Origin of the sequence: Rhodococcus sp. USK10, from assembly GCF_019378875.1 — a bacterium.
Lineage (GTDB): Bacteria > Actinomycetota > Actinomycetes > Mycobacteriales > Mycobacteriaceae > Rhodococcus_F > Rhodococcus_F pseudokoreensis.
The window spans coordinates 1,453,241-1,469,178 of the sequence record NZ_CP076048.1 but is presented as its reverse complement, the minus strand read 5'-3'; the positions used below and the strand labels follow the sequence as shown (position 1 = coordinate 1,469,178).

At 67.9% G+C, this 15,938-nt stretch carries 9 protein-coding genes and 3 tRNA genes; 4 read left to right on the top strand and 8 right to left on the bottom strand.

Features of this window, described 5'->3' with window-relative positions; translation table 11 throughout:
* Positions 1–70 precede the first annotated feature (70 nt).
* The 3 genes from I1A62_RS13775 to I1A62_RS13765 form a co-directional block, all read right to left on the bottom strand.
* Positions 71–155: transfer RNA gene (locus I1A62_RS13775), tRNA-Leu, on the bottom strand.
* Between the two features lie 47 nt (positions 156–202).
* Entirely contained in the window at positions 203–685 is a 483-nt protein-coding gene (locus tag I1A62_RS13770) for an HNH endonuclease (protein WP_219458914.1), read from the bottom strand.
* Positions 682–1,341 carry a hypothetical protein gene (locus tag I1A62_RS13765; RefSeq protein ID WP_219458913.1) on the bottom strand — a complete coding sequence of 220 codons (660 nt, stop codon included), beginning with the start codon at positions 1,339–1,341 and terminating at the stop codon, positions 682–684. Before I1A62_RS13765 ends, I1A62_RS13770 begins: the two co-directional genes overlap by 4 nt.
* Before the next feature lie 456 nt (positions 1,342–1,797).
* Here I1A62_RS13765 and I1A62_RS13760 point away from each other — a divergent pair, with 456 nt between their 5' ends.
* Positions 1,798–11,121 (top strand): type I polyketide synthase, encoded by a 9,324-nt coding sequence (locus I1A62_RS13760; RefSeq protein WP_219458912.1) that lies wholly within the window; start codon positions 1,798–1,800, stop codon positions 11,119–11,121.
* Positions 11,122–11,130: 9 nt separating this feature from the next.
* Positions 11,131–11,523, top strand: coding sequence for a holo-ACP synthase (locus I1A62_RS13755; RefSeq protein WP_009474123.1), 393 nt, complete (start codon positions 11,131–11,133; stop codon positions 11,521–11,523).
* A gap of 68 nt (positions 11,524–11,591) precedes the next feature.
* Here I1A62_RS13755 and I1A62_RS13750 read toward each other — a convergent pair whose 3' ends face one another.
* Positions 11,592–12,281 carry a TetR family transcriptional regulator gene (locus tag I1A62_RS13750; protein ID WP_124390079.1) on the bottom strand — a complete coding sequence of 230 codons (690 nt, stop codon included), beginning with the start codon at positions 12,279–12,281 and terminating at the stop codon, positions 11,592–11,594.
* A gap of 151 nt (positions 12,282–12,432) precedes the next feature.
* Positions 12,433–12,906 carry a thioredoxin-dependent thiol peroxidase gene (gene bcp, locus I1A62_RS13745; RefSeq protein WP_095864958.1) on the bottom strand — a complete coding sequence of 158 codons (474 nt, stop codon included), beginning with the start codon at positions 12,904–12,906 and terminating at the stop codon, positions 12,433–12,435.
* Positions 12,907–13,067: 161 nt separating this feature from the next.
* Here bcp and I1A62_RS13740 point away from each other — a divergent pair, with 161 nt between their 5' ends.
* On the top strand, positions 13,068–13,289 hold the full coding sequence (locus tag I1A62_RS13740) for a DUF3618 domain-containing protein (protein WP_037236402.1): 222 nt from the start codon (positions 13,068–13,070) through the stop codon (positions 13,287–13,289).
* Positions 13,290–13,446: 157 nt separating this feature from the next.
* On the opposite strand, the gene I1A62_RS13735 is transcribed toward I1A62_RS13740, so the two are convergent.
* A tRNA-Lys gene (locus tag I1A62_RS13735) sits at positions 13,447–13,519 on the bottom strand.
* A 289-nt stretch (positions 13,520–13,808) separates the two neighbouring features.
* Between I1A62_RS13735 and I1A62_RS13730 the strand changes: the two genes are divergently transcribed.
* Positions 13,809–15,047 carry an Ig-like domain-containing protein gene (locus I1A62_RS13730; RefSeq protein WP_124390080.1) on the top strand — a complete coding sequence of 413 codons (1,239 nt, stop codon included), beginning with the start codon at positions 13,809–13,811 and terminating at the stop codon, positions 15,045–15,047.
* A 61-nt stretch (positions 15,048–15,108) separates the two neighbouring features.
* Here I1A62_RS13730 and I1A62_RS13725 read toward each other — a convergent pair.
* Positions 15,109–15,184, bottom strand: a tRNA-His gene (locus I1A62_RS13725).
* 86 nt (positions 15,185–15,270) lie between these two features.
* Positions 15,271–15,870 carry an oligoribonuclease gene (orn, locus tag I1A62_RS13720; protein ID WP_219461191.1) on the bottom strand — a complete coding sequence of 200 codons (600 nt, stop codon included), beginning with the start codon at positions 15,868–15,870 and terminating at the stop codon, positions 15,271–15,273.
* Positions 15,871–15,938 lie beyond the last annotated feature (68 nt).

Sequence of the window (15,938 nt, the reverse complement as noted above, 5' to 3'; positions counted from 1 at the left end):
GGTCACAGGCTCGCCCGCGAATGTCGAGCCGGCCGGGCATACGGCCACCGAATCGGCCGAAGCCGAGAAGTGCGCGAGGGGGGACTCGAACCCCCACGTCCTTTCGGACACCAGGACCTAAACCTGACGCGGCTGCCAAATTACGCCACTCGCGCGCGAAGGACAGACTACGCCATGAGTGCGACACTCCGACGCGCGCACGTCAGCCGGTGCGTTCGCCTCCGTTCCCGATATTTCGCCCCGCCCACGTTGCAGTCTGGCTGTGGCAGTTGGGGCACAGGAATCGAACTTCCTCCAACCGGGAATCGGACGGGTCACCCCGTATGTGGTCCACGTGCAGGATCAGTGGGAGTCCGCACCAATCATCACCGAGTCCGCAGAGAACGCATTTGTACTCGACGCCAGCCTCGATCAGCGCGCGGCGCAACAGATGTGGCTTCACGCGTGCGCTTCCCGGTGGTCGTTCCACGAGAATCTCCTCCCACGACATGCGGTTGCGCGCAGGCTTGCCCTTGGTGTGCGCCTGGCCGGTGAAGTGCGTCGTGTCGATCCCGAGCTTCTTGATCTGACGACTCAGGTGGGTTTGCATTCCTCCGGACTGGCGCCGGCCGAGGTAGCGAATTACGCCGGCGTAACTCGTCGACTCCGCGACCGCCTGTTCGAGGACTTCCCGCGTGTACTTCACCTCGCACCTGCCGCGCGTTGCTGCCGGCGCTGGTATCGCCAGATGGCGTGGGTGAAGGTCGTGGCGGTGACCTCGAGGCGCGCTGCCGCGGCGGCGACGAGGTCTTCCGCCTGTGTTGTGGTTGCGGGTGATTCGAGATCGAGTGCCTCGGCGATGAAGTCACACACCACTGCGCGGGACGCGGTTGTGGGCACGCAGAGTTGCATGGCGAAGCATTCCCAGGTGGCGGCTCCGAATCCGGGCACGGCGACGACGGCGCTCCGCTGCGCGTCGTCGTCGCGGAGATCTGCGGACGTGGTGCAGCCCAGTTCGGTGAGCGAGCGTGCCGCCGTGGCGACGGCCTCGGCCTTGGTGGTGTAGTTCCCCGGTACCCGCTGCCGGTTGTTCAGGACCGTCAGGAGGCCTTCGGGTTCGTCGGCGTACGCGGCGAGTGCGGTGAGGTCGTCGAGTGGTGCGGCGCGGTGATCGCGCCAACGGGCGATGACGGCGCGGACCCCGGTGGTAGGCATGCCGTACGTCGCGCGGGCGGAGAAGGCCGCGTCGAGCAGAGCGGCTTCGATCTCCTGCGGCCAGCCCTCCGTCCAGTGCGGCCACGACTCTCGCGGCAGTTCGGCGTCGATGTGATCGAGTAGGGCGCGGATGTGGGCTGTGCTCATTTCTTCCCCCCGGAGAATGGCTGTCGGGTGTTCCTGGAATCGAACATTAGTGCGAGGGTCCGACAGGTTCGGTTTCTTCGTGCTCCGGGGCCGGTTTCGAGGACGCATACCTGCATGAACCTGGGACTTCGTCAAGGTGGTAACGAATTGATAACGATTAATGTGAGGCTTTCCTCAGGTTCTTGGACGTCCTTGCACCGCCCACGTGCAGCGGAGACGTGATCTACCCGTCGGTCACTTCGCGGTAGGTCTGTGAGGGACATCACGCGATATTTCTCCGATGCACGGCTGTGACACCCCGGCGGCTCGTGAACGTGAGGAAATCCTCATGATTCTGTGTCAACCTTGAGCAGCCCGGAAGAGCTGATCAGAGCCGATACAGCAGGCACACGATGCCGAGGGCAGCAGACAGCAATCCCCACCTCCCCCCAGAGGGGAACAGGAGAGGACATACGCGTGACGATTGACGACACGACACCCGCAGGAAACGGAAGCAACTCGAAGGGTTCGCGGCGCATCGGCGTAGACCGGGACGACACTCGGTCGTCGAGCAAGGGCACCCTGGTGGATCGTCTGCTCGGAGGTGAGCCGTACGCGCTCGCCTTCGGTGGTCAGGGCGCACCCTGGCTGAGCTCGCTCGAGGAACTGAGCCGCGACAACGGACTCGAGCCGGCACTCACCACCCTCGTCAACGACGCGGCCGACTACCTCGCCCCCGTGGCGCAGGAGCTGCTCGTCGTGCGCCCGGTCGGATTCGACCCCATCGCATGGATCCTCGAGCAGGAACTCGCCGACGAAGAGGACGACGCCCAGGCGTCCGGACCTTCCGCGGCAGCGCTGACCTCGGCGGCGGTGTCCCTCCCCGGCGTCTTCCTCACCCAGATCGCAGCGCTGCGTGCGCTGGCGGCTCAGGGCCTCGATCCCGCGGTTACGGCTCCCGTGTCGGTGATCGGCCACTCCCAGGGACTCCTCGCCGCGGAGGCCGTCGCCTCCTCGGGTCGGAAGGACGGCGAACTCCTCGCCCTCGCTCAGCTCATCGGTGCGGCCGCCGGTCTGGTCGGCCGTCGCCGCGGAGTGATCTCCGCCGCCGACTCCACCCCGATGCTTGCTGTCTCCAACGTCGATCCGGAACGGCTCCGTCAGATCGTCGAGGAGCTCGCCGAAGGCCTCGAGCCCGAACGCGCAGCGGTCCTCGGCATCCGCAACGCCCGTCGCCGCGTCGTTCTGTCCGGCCCGCCCGCCCAGCTGGCACGCGTCCAGCAGCGGTGCGAGCAGATCGAGGCCGACGAGGCTCGTGAGCGCGACGCCAAGAAGCGTGGCGGCTCCATCTTCGCGCCCGTCTTCGAGCCCCTCGCGGTCGAGATCGGCTTCCACCACCCCGCACTCGCGGAGACGATCGACATCGTCGGCCAGTGGGCCGTGCGCTGCGGTCTCGACGAGGAGAAGGCCCGCGCCCTCACGAGCGCCTGCCTCGTCGACCCCGTCGACTGGGTCGAGGCCGTCGACGGCACCATCGAAGCCGGTGCCGCATGGATCCTCGATCTCGGACCCGGTGACCTCCTCACCCGCATGACGTCGGCCAGTGTCCGCGGCCAGGGCGTCGGCATCGTCGCCGCCGCGACCCGTGGCGGTCACCGCAACCTGCTCACCCCGGGCGCGACCCCCGAGGTTCCCGCCGCCTGGACCGAGTTCCTCCCGAAGCCGGTGTCGCTGCCGGGCGGACGCATCGGCGTCGAGACCGCCTTCACGAAGCTGACCGGTCGTTCGCCGATCCTGCTCGCGGGCATGACCCCGACCACGGTCGACCCGAAGATCGTCGCCGCGGCCGCCAACGCAGGCCACTGGGCCGAGCTCGCCGGCGGTGGCCAGGTCACCGAGCAGATTTTCGCCGACAACGTCGAGAAGCTCACCGGGCTGCTCGAGCCGGGCCGCGCCGTGCAGTTCAACTCGATGTTCCTCGACCCCTACCTGTGGAAGCTCCACGTCGGTGGCAAGCGCCTCGTCCCGAAGGCCCGCGCCGCGGGTGCTCCCTTCGACGGCGTCGTCGTCACCGCAGGCATCCCCGAGCTCGAGGACGCCGTCTCGATCATCGAGGACCTCGTCGAGGGCGGATTCAGCTACGTCGCGTTCAAGCCGGGCACGGTCGCGCAGATCCGCTCCGTCATCCGCATCGCCAACGAGGTTCCCTCGTTCCCCGTCATCGCCCACATCGAGGGCGGCCGCGCCGGTGGCCACCACTCGTGGGAAGACCTGGACGACCTGCTCCTCGACACCTACGCCGAGCTGCGTACCCGGCCGAACCTGGTCCTGTGCGTCGGTGGCGGCATCGGCACGCCCGAACAGGCTGCCGACTACCTGACCGGCCGCTGGTCCGTCGCGCACGGCTTCCCGGCGATGCCGCTGGACGGCATCCTGGTCGGCACCGCCGCCATGGCCACCCTCGAGGCGACCACGTCTCCCGAGGTCAAGCAGCTCCTCGTCGACACCCCCGGTACCCCGGCGTGGGTCGGTGCGGGCACCGCCGAGGGCGGCATGGCCTCCGGCCGTAGCCAGCTCGGCGCCGACATCCACGAGATCGACAACGCCGCGTCCCGCACCGGCCGCCTGCTCGACGAGGTCGCCGGCGACGCCGACGCCGTCGCCGAGCGTCGCGACGAGATCATCGAGGCCCTGAACGTCACGGCCAAGCCGTTCTTCGGCGACGTCGCGACGATGACGTACGAGCAGTGGCTGCGCCGCTACCTCGAGCTGGCCGTCGGCATCGACGCGGCGAAGGCATTCGACTGCGGCACCGATCTCCAGGACGCCATCATCGAGGCCTCCGAGAGCCCGTGGCTCGACATCACCTGGCGTGCGCGCTTCGGTGAGATGCTGCAGCGCACCGAGTCGCGTCTGCACCCGGTCGACCGCGGACCCATCCCCACCCTGTTCGCCGACGAGGCAATTCTCGAGCGTCCCGAGGCGGCCATCTGCGCCCTGCAGGCTCAGTACCCCGACTACGCGACCACGGTTCTGCACCCCGCGGACGTCTCGTTCTTCGTCTCGCTGTGCAAGACCCCCGGCAAGCCGGTGAACTTCGTTCCCGTCGTCGACGGTGACGTCCGCCGCTGGTGGCGTTCCGACTCGCTGTGGCAGGCGCACGATCCCCGCTACACCGCGGACCAGGTCTGCGTCATCCCCGGCACCGTCGCCGTCGCAGGCATCACGCGCGCCGACGAGCCCGTCGGCGAACTGCTGGACCGCTTCGAGAAGGCCACCTACGACGAGCTGGTCACCGCCGGTGCCGAGCCGCAGTCGCTGCTCGCACGTCGTCACGCGGACATCGCCCGCGGCCTCCTCGACACCGTTCTGTCGGCTCCCGACATCCAGTGGGCCTCGCGCCTGACCCTGAACCCGGTTCGCCGGCTCGGTGACCTCGACAAGTGGTCGGTCGAGTCCGACACCCGCGCGGTCCACGAGACCACCGGTGCCGAGCTGTCCGTGATCGAGGACCGTCAGGTGCTCCTCACCGTCCCGCTGGTCGCAGGCAAGTCGGTCGAGATCACCATCACCGTTCCCGCGTCCGTCGCCGACGGTGGCGCCCCCGTGGTCACCGAGGCCGACGCCGAGAAGTCCATGACGGCTCTCCTCGCGGTCGCGGCCGGCCAGGAACTGCCCGCCGTCAAGAACGGTGTCGCACGGCTCAACCTGGCGTGGACGCCCGACCTGATCGCGGACCACGCCGGTGTCACCGGTTCGGGTCTGCCCACGACGCTGAGCGTGAGCGGTAAGGCCGTTCCGGACGTCGTCGTCGGCGCCTGCTGGCCGGCCGTGTTCGCCGTCCTCGGTGCCGCCAAGACCGAAGACTCGCTCTCCGTCATCGAGGGCATGCTCGACCTGGTCCACCTGGACCACGGCGTCGACTTCGTCGGCGAACTGCCGTCGGAAACCAGCATTCTCGTCGTCAAGGCCGAGGTCGCCTCGGTTCTCGACACCGACCTGGGCCGCGTCGTCGAGGTCAAGGTCGAGGTCGGCGCCATGCTCGGCGAGGGCCTGGACGCGCCTGCCGTCGTCACCCTGTCGGAGCGCTTCGCGATCCGCGGCCGCACCGGCAAGGGCGAACTGTCCGACCCGGCCCGCGCCGGTGGCTCGCTCAGTGACGCTGCTGTCGACACCCCGCGTCGTCGTCGCCGCGACACCAAGATCGTCGCTCCCCGCAACATGGGCTCCTTCGCCCAGGTGTCAGGTGACCACAACCCGATCCACACCTCCGACAACGCGGCACTGCTCGCCGGCCTCGGCAGCCCGATCGTGCACGGCATGTGGCTCTCCGCCGCCGCCCAGCAGGTCGTCACCGCCGTGGACCCCGCCGAGACCAAGACGCCGCCGCGTCGCCTGACCGCGTGGACCGCGCGCTTCCTCGGCATGGTCCGCCCCGGCGCCGAGATCGACGTCCGCGTCGACCGCATCGCCACGGACCGTGGTGCGGAGATCGTCGAGGTCGGCTGCCGCATCGACGGTGACCTCGTGATGGTCGCCACGGGTCGCACCGCCGCCCCGAAGACCGTCTACGCGTTCCCCGGACAGGGCATCCAGCGTCCGGGCATGGGCCTCGACGCCCGCGCCCGCTCCAAGGCTGCCCGCGAGATCTGGGACCGCGCCGACAAGCACACCCGCAAGGCCCTCGGCTTCTCGATCCTCGCCGTGGTCCGCGACAACCCGACGGTCGTCAAGGCGCGTGGCATCGAGCACAAGCACCCGGACGGTGTCCTGCACCTGACCCAGTTCACCCAGGTCGCGATGGCGACTCTCGGTGTGGCTCAGGTCGCCGAGCTCCGTGAGTCCGGCGCATTCGTCGAGGGTGCCCTGCTCGCAGGCCACTCGGTCGGTGAGTACAACGCTCTCGCCGCCGTCGCCGGTGTGCTGCCTCTGGAAGCCGTTCTCGAGGTGGTCTTCCAGCGTGGCTCCGCGATGCACGCACTCGTTCCCCGCGACGAGGCCGGCCGCTCCGACTACCGGATGGCCGCCATCCGCCCGTCGCAGATCGGTCTGGCCGACGACGACGTCGAGGCGTTCGTCGCCGGTGTCGCCGAGGAGACCGGTGAGTTCATGCAGATCGTGAACCTGAACCTGCGTGGCTCGCAGTACGCCATCGCGGGCACGGTCGCCGGGCTCAACGCGCTGGAGACGCAGATCGACATCCGCCGCGAAGCCTTCGGTGGCAAGCGCGCGTACATCATGGTCCCGGGCATCGACGTCCCGTTCCACTCGACGGTGCTGCGTGGCGGCGTCGACGACTTCCGTGGACGTCTCGAGGAACTGCTGCCGCAGGACATCGACCCGGCCATCCTGATCGGGCGCTACATCCCGAACCTGGTCCCGAAGCCGTTCTCCCTGGAGAAGGAGTTCGTGCAGGAGATCGCCGACCTGGTGCCGTCGAAGCCCCTCGACAAGGTGCTGAAGGACTTCGCCTCCTGGGCGAAGAAGCCGGTTGAGCTCACCCGCGTGGTCCTCACCGAGCTCCTGGCCTGGCAGTTCGCCAGCCCGGTGCGCTGGATCGAGACGCAGGACCTGCTGTTCGCCGACGAGTCCGAGGGTGGACTGGGTGTCGAGCGGTTCGTCGAGATCGGTCTGGGCTCCGTCCCGACCGTCGCGAACCTCGCGTCGCAGACCCTCAAGCTGCCGGGCCGCTTCGGCTACCCGGTCGAGGTCCTCAACATCGAGCGTGAAGCAGCGATCGTGTACTCCACCGACGTCGATCCGGCGCCGGTCGAGGACGACGAGCCGGCAGCACCCGCAGCTGCTGCTCCCGCCGCATCGGCTGCACCCGCCGCGGCTCCGGCCCCGGCAGCAGCACCGTCCGGTGGACCGCGTCCCGACGACATCGCGTTCAAGGCCGCCGACGCCACCAAGGTTCTGATCAGCCTGTGGACGAAGCTCCGCCCCGACCAGGTCGGCCCCGTCGACACGATCGAGGCGCTGTGCGACGGCGTGTCCTCGCGGCGTAACCAGCTGCTCGTCGACCTCGGCTCCGAGCTCTCGCTCGGCGCGATCGACGGTGCCGCAGACGCCGACATGGGCTCGCTCGCCGGCACGGTCGACTCCCTGGCCCGCACGTACAAGCCGTTCGGCCCGGTGCTGTCCGACTCGATCAACGACCACCTCCGCAAGGTCTTCGGCCCCTCGGGTCGTCGTCCCGCGGCCATCGCGGACCGTGTGAAGAAGGTCTGGGAACTCGGCGACGGCTGGGCGTACCACGTCACCGCCGAGGTGGCGCTCGGAACCCGCGACGGTTCCAGCATCCGTGGTGGTGACCTCGGCGGTCTGGCCGGCGGCGGTCTCGCCGACGGTGCCGCAGTGGACGCCGTCATCGACAGCGCAGTGGCCGCAGTCGCCTCGCGCCGCGGAATCAGCGTTTCCCTCCCGTCCTCGGGCGGCGGAGCCGGTGGCACCGTCGACGCAGCGGCGCTGGGTGAGTTCACCGAGCACATCACGGGCCGCGACGGCGTGCTGGCCTCGGCCGCCCGCCTGGTGCTCGAGCAGCTCGGCTTCGCCGGCGACACGGCGACCGCAGCGCAGCCGACCGACACCGAACTCGTCGACCTTGTGTCGGCGGAACTCGGCTCCGACTGGCCGCGACTGGTCGCTCCCGCGTTCGACGCCAAGCGTGCGGTGCTCCTCGACGACCGCTGGGCCAGCGCCCGTGAGGACCTGGCTCGTCTGTGGATCGACGCGGCAGGCTCCGAGTCCCTCGAGATCGAAGGCTTCGCCGGTGCAGGCAAGTCCGTTGCGGCGCAGGCCGCATGGTGGCAGGCCCGCGCAACCGACGAAGGTCGCACGGCTCTGGCCGAGAAGTACGGACGCATCGCGGAGGCGGCAGTCGTCGTCACCGACGAGACCCCGGAATGGGCAGACCAGGTCGCCGTCGTCACCGGCGCCAGCAAGGGCTCCATCGCGGCCTCGGTCGCAGGGAAGCTCCTCGAAGGCGGCGCGACGGTCTTCGTGACCACCTCGCGTCTCGACGACAAGCGTCTCGGCTTCTACCGCGACCTGTACCGCCGCACTGCCCGCGCCGGTGCCGCCCTGTGGGTGGTCCCCGCGAACATGGCGTCCTACACGGACATCGACGCACTCATCGAGTGGATCGGTGAAGCCCAGTACGAGACGGCCGGTGGATCGAAGAAGCTGGTCAAGGAAGCGGTCACCCCGACGCTGCTGTTCCCGTTCGCCGCGCCCCGCGTGGCAGGCGACCTCGCCGACGCCGGCGCCCGCGCCGAAATGGAGATGCGTGTCCTCCTGTGGTCGGTGGAGCGCCTGATCGGCGGACTGTCGAAGATCGGTTACGACCGTGACGTCGACACCCACCTGCACGTCGTGCTGCCCGGTTCCCCGAACCGCGGTCTGTTCGGTGGCGACGGTGCGTACGGCGAGGCCAAGGCCGCGCTGGACGCAGTGGTCGGCCGCTGGAAGGCCGAGCGCAACTGGGCCGAGCGCGTCACCCTGGTGCACGCTCTCATCGGCTGGGTCCGCGGAACCGGCCTGATGGGTGGCAACGACCCGCTGGTCGAGGCCGTCGAAGGCGCCGGAGTCCGTACCTGGTCCACCCAGGAAATGGCCACCGAACTGCTGCAGTGGTGCGAGCCCGAGGCCCGTCGCCTCGCCTCCACCGAGCCGCTCGCGGCCGATCTGACCGGTGGGCTCGCCCAGGCGAACCTGGATCTGCCCGCTCTGGCGAAGCAGGCTCAGGACGCTGCGGCTGCCGCCGCCGAGGCCGACGAGATTGCGGACGCTCTCGACACCATCGCGGCCCTGCCCGCCCCGCCGCGGGTCTCCGCGTCGGTGACTCCGGCCTGGTCCGGCGTCACTGCGGCTCCGGAGGACCTCGTCGTCATCGTCGGCGCCGGTGAGCTCGGACCGTTCGGTTCCTCGCGTACCCGCTTCGAGATGGAGGTCGACGAAGAGCTTTCGGCGGCAGGCGTTCTCGAACTCGCCTGGAACACCGGACTCGTCGTGTGGGAGACCACACCGTCCGCAGGCTGGTACGACGCCGAGACCGGGGAACTGGTTCCGGAGGCCGAGATCGCGGACCGGTACCACGACACGGTCGTCGAGAACTGCGGCATCCGTCGCTACGTCGACGACGGCGCCATGATCGAGAACACCGCACCGCTGCTCACGTCGGTCTTCCTCGACAAGGACCTGAGCTTCGTGGTCAGCACCGAAGCGGAGGCACTCGCCTTCGTCGAGGCCGACCCGGAGAACACGGTCGCCGCCCCGGTTCCGGACAGCGGTGACTGGCAGGTCACCCGCCGTGCGGGCACCGAGATCCGCGTCCCCCGCAAGATGAAGCTCACGCGCAGCGTGGGTGGCCAGATCCCGACCGGCTTCGACGTCACCAAGTGGGGTATCCCCGCCGACATGGCCGACTCCGTCGACCGGGTGGGCCTGTGGAACATCGTCGCCACGGTGGACGCGTTCCTCACCGGTGGGTTCACGCCCAGCGAACTGCTGCGGTGGGTGCACCCCTCGCTGGTCGCCAACACCCAGGGCACCGGCATGGGCGGCATGACCTCCATGAGGTCGCTGTACATCGACACGCTGCTCGGCGAGAACCGGCCGAACGACATCCTGCAGGAAGCCCTGCCGAATGTGATTGCGGCGCACGTGGTCCAGTCCTACGTCGGCGGTTACGGCGCCATGGTCCACCCGGTTGCGGCGTGCGCCACGGCCGCGGTCTCCGTCGAAGAGGGCGTCGACAAGATCAAGCTCGGCAAGGCTCAGCTCGTGGTCGCCGGCGGGTTCGACGACCTCAGCGCGGAAGGCATCATCGGATTCGGTGACATGTCCGCCACGGCCAAGACCGACGACATGCGGGCCAAGGGCATCGACGACCGTCGATTCTCGCGGGCCAACGACCGTCGTCGCGGCGGGTTCGTCGAGTCGCAGGGCGGTGGCACCATCCTGCTGGCTCGCGGTGACCTGGCACTCGAGATGGGCCTGCCCGTCCTCGGTGTGGTCGCCTACGCCGGGTCGTTCGCGGACGGTGTCCACACGTCGATCCCGGCTCCCGGAATCGGTGCGCTCGGCGCGGGTCGTGGGGGAGCGGATTCGCAGCTCGCCCAGTCGCTCGGCAAGCTCGGTGTGAGTGCCGACGACATCTCGGTGATCTCCAAGCACGACACCTCCACCGCGGCCAACGATCCCAACGAGGCGGAGCTGCACGAGCGCCTCGCCGGGGCACTCGGCCGCAGCGAAGGTGCACCGCTGTTCGTGGTCTCGCAGAAGAGCCTCACCGGACACGCCAAGGGTGGTGCCGCAGCATTCCAGCTGATCGGTCTCTGCCAGGTGCTGGACCAGGGCATCGTGCCGCCGAACCGCAGCCTCGACTGCGTCGACGAGAAGATGGCCGAGTTCGAACACCTCGTGTGGGCCCGGGAGGCGCTCCGCTTCGGCGAGCAGTTCCCGCTGAAGGCCGGTCTGCTGACCAGCCTCGGCTTCGGGCACGTGTCGGGCATGGTTGCGGTCGTCCACTCGCAGGCGTTCGTCGAGGCCATCCCGGCCGACCGGCGTGAGGCGTACCTCGAGCAGGCACGCAAGCGCACCGTCGAGGGTCAGCGTCGTCTGGCGAAGGCCATGGTCGGCGGCGGCAGCCTGTACGAGCGTCCGGCGGATCGTCGCTTCGGCGGCGACAGCGTCCCGGCCGCCGCGTCCCGTCAGCTCGAGGCGGACGTCCTGCTCACCGAGGCCGCGCGCCTCGGAGCGGACGACGTGTACAGCTCGGGCCTGCCCGGCTGCAAGTAGGAACGACGGATGGGAGTTCTGGGGATCGGCTTCGATCTCGTGACGGTGTCGGAGTTCGCCGAGCAGCTGGACCGGCCAGGGACGGCCATGCTCGACAACTTCACACCGGGCGAGCGTCGGGACGCCGTGACCCGGAGCTCCGATCCGGCTAGACATTTCGCCGCCCGGTGGGCTGCGAAGGAGGCAGTGATCAAGGCCTGGTCCACGTCTCTCTTCGCCAGCCCGCCGGTGCTGCCCGAGATGATCCACCACCTGATCGAGGTGGTGACGGATGCGTGGGGGCGACCGAGTATCCGCTTACGCGGGGACGTCGCCAAGCATCTGACCGACGTGAAGATCCACATCTCGCTCACCCACGACGGAGACATGGCAGGCGCGTTCGCCGTCATCGAATCCGTGTAGGCGCCTCCGGCGCTCGTGCGCCTTTCTGGTAGCCCCGGCAACCGGAAGGGCGCACGAGTGCGTAGCGCCTACGTGGTGCGCGATTCCTTTTCGGCGACCAGTAGGTACGCCACCATCAGCCGTTTCAGCTCGGCGACGGCATCCGCATGGCTCTGATTGTCTTGCACCGAAAAGTTGAGCATCGAGTACACGACGTGGACGAGTACCTCGGCCATCATCGTGCGCCTCTCCCGCGACGTATCCGGGGTGAGCGGTGCCAGCATCCGCGAGACCTGCTCCGCGAACGCCTTCTCGTGGATGGCGCCGGTGGCGCGCGTCGAGGGCGTCGACTGCATCGCCAGCCACACCTCGCGCCTCGACGGATCCGACGTCCACAGGCCTGCCATGTGGTCGACGAACGAATTGAGGAACCGCAGCCAGTCGAGGGACGGGACCTCACCGTTGAACTGGGCGATCTCGTGCTGCACGCCGACGAGGTCCTGCCGGTTGAGCTCGCAGACGATCACGTACTTGTTCGCGAAGAACTGGTAGAGCGTGCCGATCGGGACGTCCGCACGGGCGGCGACCTCCTCGCAGGTGAACGATTCGAATCCCACGTCCACCAGCAACTCCCGCGATGCCGTGAGCAGTGCGTCGAACTTGCGGCGGCTACGTTCCTGGGTCGGACGTCTGCGCGGCAGGAGCTCCTGCGGGTCCGACTGCAGCTCCAACGCCGGATCCACACGGCGCGGCGCTTGCTTGCTGACTGAAGACTCCACCGCCCCAGGCTATCCGTCTTTCGTCCGGATTCCGAAGATCCCTCCCGGTGATGCGTCGGGTTTCACCTGGACGAGGAGACTCGCCGCGCCGTTTTGCGCGCGAACGATGTGATCGGGCGGCTGGACGAGACACCGCCGCCCGACGCAGCGATCAGACGGACAGGTCCCGCCGCAGTTTCGCGACGTGCCCGGTGGCCCGGACGTTGTACTGGGCGACCTCGATCTTCCCGTCCTCGTCGACGAGGAACGTGGAGCGAATGACGCCCTGCACCGTCTTGCCGTACATCTTCTTCTCACCGAACGCGCCCCACGCCTCGAGCGTGGTCTTCTCGGGGTCGGAGAGAAGGGGGAACGTCAGTTCCTCGTTGTCGCGGAACTTGGCGAGCTTCGCCGGCTTGTCGGGGGAGATGCCGATCACGTCCAGGCCTGCGCCGTTGAGGTCGGCGAGATTGTCGCGGAAGTCGCACGCCTGTTTGGTGCAGCCCGGCGTGCTCGCCGCCGGGTAGAAGTACACGACGACCTTGCGGCCGCGGAAGTCGGCGAGCGACACGTCGTTGCCGTCGGCGTCGGGCAGTGTGAAGGCGGGGGCGGTGTCGCCGGGGGCGAGTCTGCTGTTGTCGGTCACGAGAAGTCAGGCTACCGGGCAGGGACGACAGTGGGCCGAAGCGCGATTGGGGGAGACGGAGTCGCAGGTCGGAAGTTCTCGTCTACGGTTGACGCAAGTGTGGGAACGTCGCGGTAGCGTCGCTCTCGCTGATCGAACAAGTCGAACAAGTTGGAGGACACGTGCCCAGGGACACCGAGAGCATCGAGCGTGAGATCGAGAACGCGCGTAATCAGCTCGCGAGCACTCTCGACGAATTGACGGTCCGCACCAACCCGAAGCGTCTCGTGGAGAACACGAAGCGGACGCTGATCGCGAAGCTGAACGAGCCGGCGGTCAAGTACGGACTGATCGCCGTGGGTGCGGTGGCAGGGCTCCTGGTGCTCCGCAAAGCGTTGCGCTGAACGACCCCCCCGTGACAACGGGCCGTCGGAGGTGAAGTTCCCCGTGACTTCACGTTCCGGCGGCCCGTTCGTCATGTGACCGCCCGCACGCTCCGGTGAGATGGTGACAACGAGAAAGGCCCCCATCCTCGTGAGAGGATAGGGGCCTTCGTGCAAGTGCGCCCACAGGGACTCGAACCCCGGACCCAGTGATTAAGAGTCACTTGCTCTACCAACTGAGCTATAGGCGCTCGCTCTTGCGAGACAGAACATTAGCGGGTCGCTTCTCGGGAATGCAAATCGCCTGGTCGCTACTCCCCGTGACGACCCCATCCGCAGGGTGGTGCGTAACAAGAGCGCCGCTGGTCACGATTGATATTCGAACGTTATTGAGCGGCCCGGCGCTTGGTTGGAACCGGTCTCCAGCGGCTGGCATCATTGGAGACCACACGGTCTCGACGTGCCGAATCGTCTTGCGAAGGCGAGGGACGCGCCGGCTTGAACGTGAATTCGGAGCGAGGACGTGAAGTGGGGTTATCCATGGGTGTGGGGCGTGGCGGGCGCATGCGTGCGCAATCGGTGAGTTCCGTCTCGAAGACGGCGACGATTGTGGCGGCATCACTCGTATTCGCATTGTCGATCGCAGGGTGCACCGTCTCCGGTGCCGACAGCGTCACGTCGGAAGGTGAGGCGCCGATCGATTCCAATCCGGTCACCGAACTCATCAAGCCGAAGCTGACGGCGTCGGCAGTCGATGGTGCGGTGGGATTCTCGCCGGGGCAACCGGTGACGGTGACGGTGGCCGACGGCACGCTGGCGAAGGTCACCATGCTCAACCCGGAGGGCGAGCCGGTCGACGGCGCCATCGCCCCCGACGGGTTGTCCTGGGTCAACACGGAGCCGCTGGGCTACGACAAGGAGTACCGGCTCGAGGTGAAGGCGAACGGACTCGGTGGCGGCACCGTCTCGACGTCCGAGTTCACCACCAGCGCGCCCGGAAACGTCACCAAGCCGTACGTGCTGCCGTCCGAGGGCGACGTGGTGGGCATCGGTCAGCCGATCGCCGTCCAGTTCGACGAGAACATCCCCGACCGCAAGGCGGCGGAGTCGGCGATCACGGTGACGACGACTCCGCCCGTCGAGGGCGCGTTCTACTGGGTGAACAATCGCGAGGTGCGGTGGCGTCCCCAGAGCTACTGGGCGCCCGGCACCGCCGTGGACGTGAAGGTCGCCGTGTACGGCCGGGATCTCGGTGACGGCCTGTTCGGTCAGGAGGACGTCCACACCGCCTTCACCATCGGCGACGCCGTCGTCGCGACCGCGGACGACAACACCAAGCAGGTCACGTTCGAGCGCAACGGCGAAGTCATCATGACGATGCCCACGTCGATGGGTAAGGACGACACACCCACCGACAACGGCGTCTACATCATCGGCGACCGGTTCGCGAACCTCGTCATGGATTCGTCCACGTACGGCGTGCCCGTCAACTCGCCGCAGGGATACAAGACTCCCGTCGACTGGGCCACGCGAATGTCGTACAGCGGCATCTTCTTCCACTCGGCGCCGTGGTCGGTGGGGCAGCAGGGCTACTCGAACGCGAGCCACGGCTGCCTGAACCTCAGCCCGTCCAACGCGAAGTGGGTGTACGACAACACGAAGCGCGGCGACATCGTCGTCGTCAAGAACACGCTGGGCGGCACCCTGTCGGGCACGGACGGCCTCGGGGACTGGAACATCCCGTGGGATGTCTGGAAGGCGGGCAACGCCAACGCCTGACGGCGGCGAGAGACCAATTGCAAAGAGGAAAGCCCCCGGCCGAGGCCGGGGGCTTTCCGTGTGGGGTGAGTGACGGGACTCGAACCCGCGACACCCAGGATCACAACCTGGTGCTCTACCAGCTGAACTACACCCACCACTGTGCTTCTGTCACCGCCCGGGGGCAGTAACTTCGGCGAGGAAGATATTAGCGCGTTCGATGCGCAAAACGCCAATCGGTATCTCAGGCGGGTCCGAGTTCCTCGACGACTGCGGCGATGTCGCTGGTAGACGGTCCGGGCTCGGATACGAACGCCGTTTTCCGGTAGTACTTCAACTCCCGGATCGACTCCTTGATGTCGGCCAGGGCGCGGTGGGCGAGACCTTTTTCGGGCTGACCGAAGTAGATCCGCGGGTACCAGCGCCGGGACAGTTCCTTGATGGAGCTGACGTCGATCATGCGGTAGTGCAGGTAGGTGTCGAGGTCCGGCATGTCGCGGGCGATGAATCCGCGGTCGGTGGCGATCGAGTTGCCTGCGAGCGGCGCCGTGCCTGCGACGGGGACGTGCTCGCGGATGTAGGCGAGCACGTGCTGCTCGGCCTCGGCGAGGGTGACCGTGGATTTCCGGACCTCGTCGGTCAGTCCGGAGTTCTCATGCATCTTGGTCACCACGTCGGGCATGGCCGCGAGCGCGTCGTCGTCGGCGTGGATGACGATGTCGACACCTTCACCGAGTACGTTCAACTCGCTGTCCGTGACCAGAGCCGCGATCTCGATCAGCTTGTCGGTACCGAGGCGGAGCCCGGTCATTTCACAATCGATCCACACAAGTTTGTCCTGCACCAGGAACACAGTAGTCACGTGTGTGACGGGATAAGGTCTGCGGTGGACACTTTCTCCCGATGTGTGTG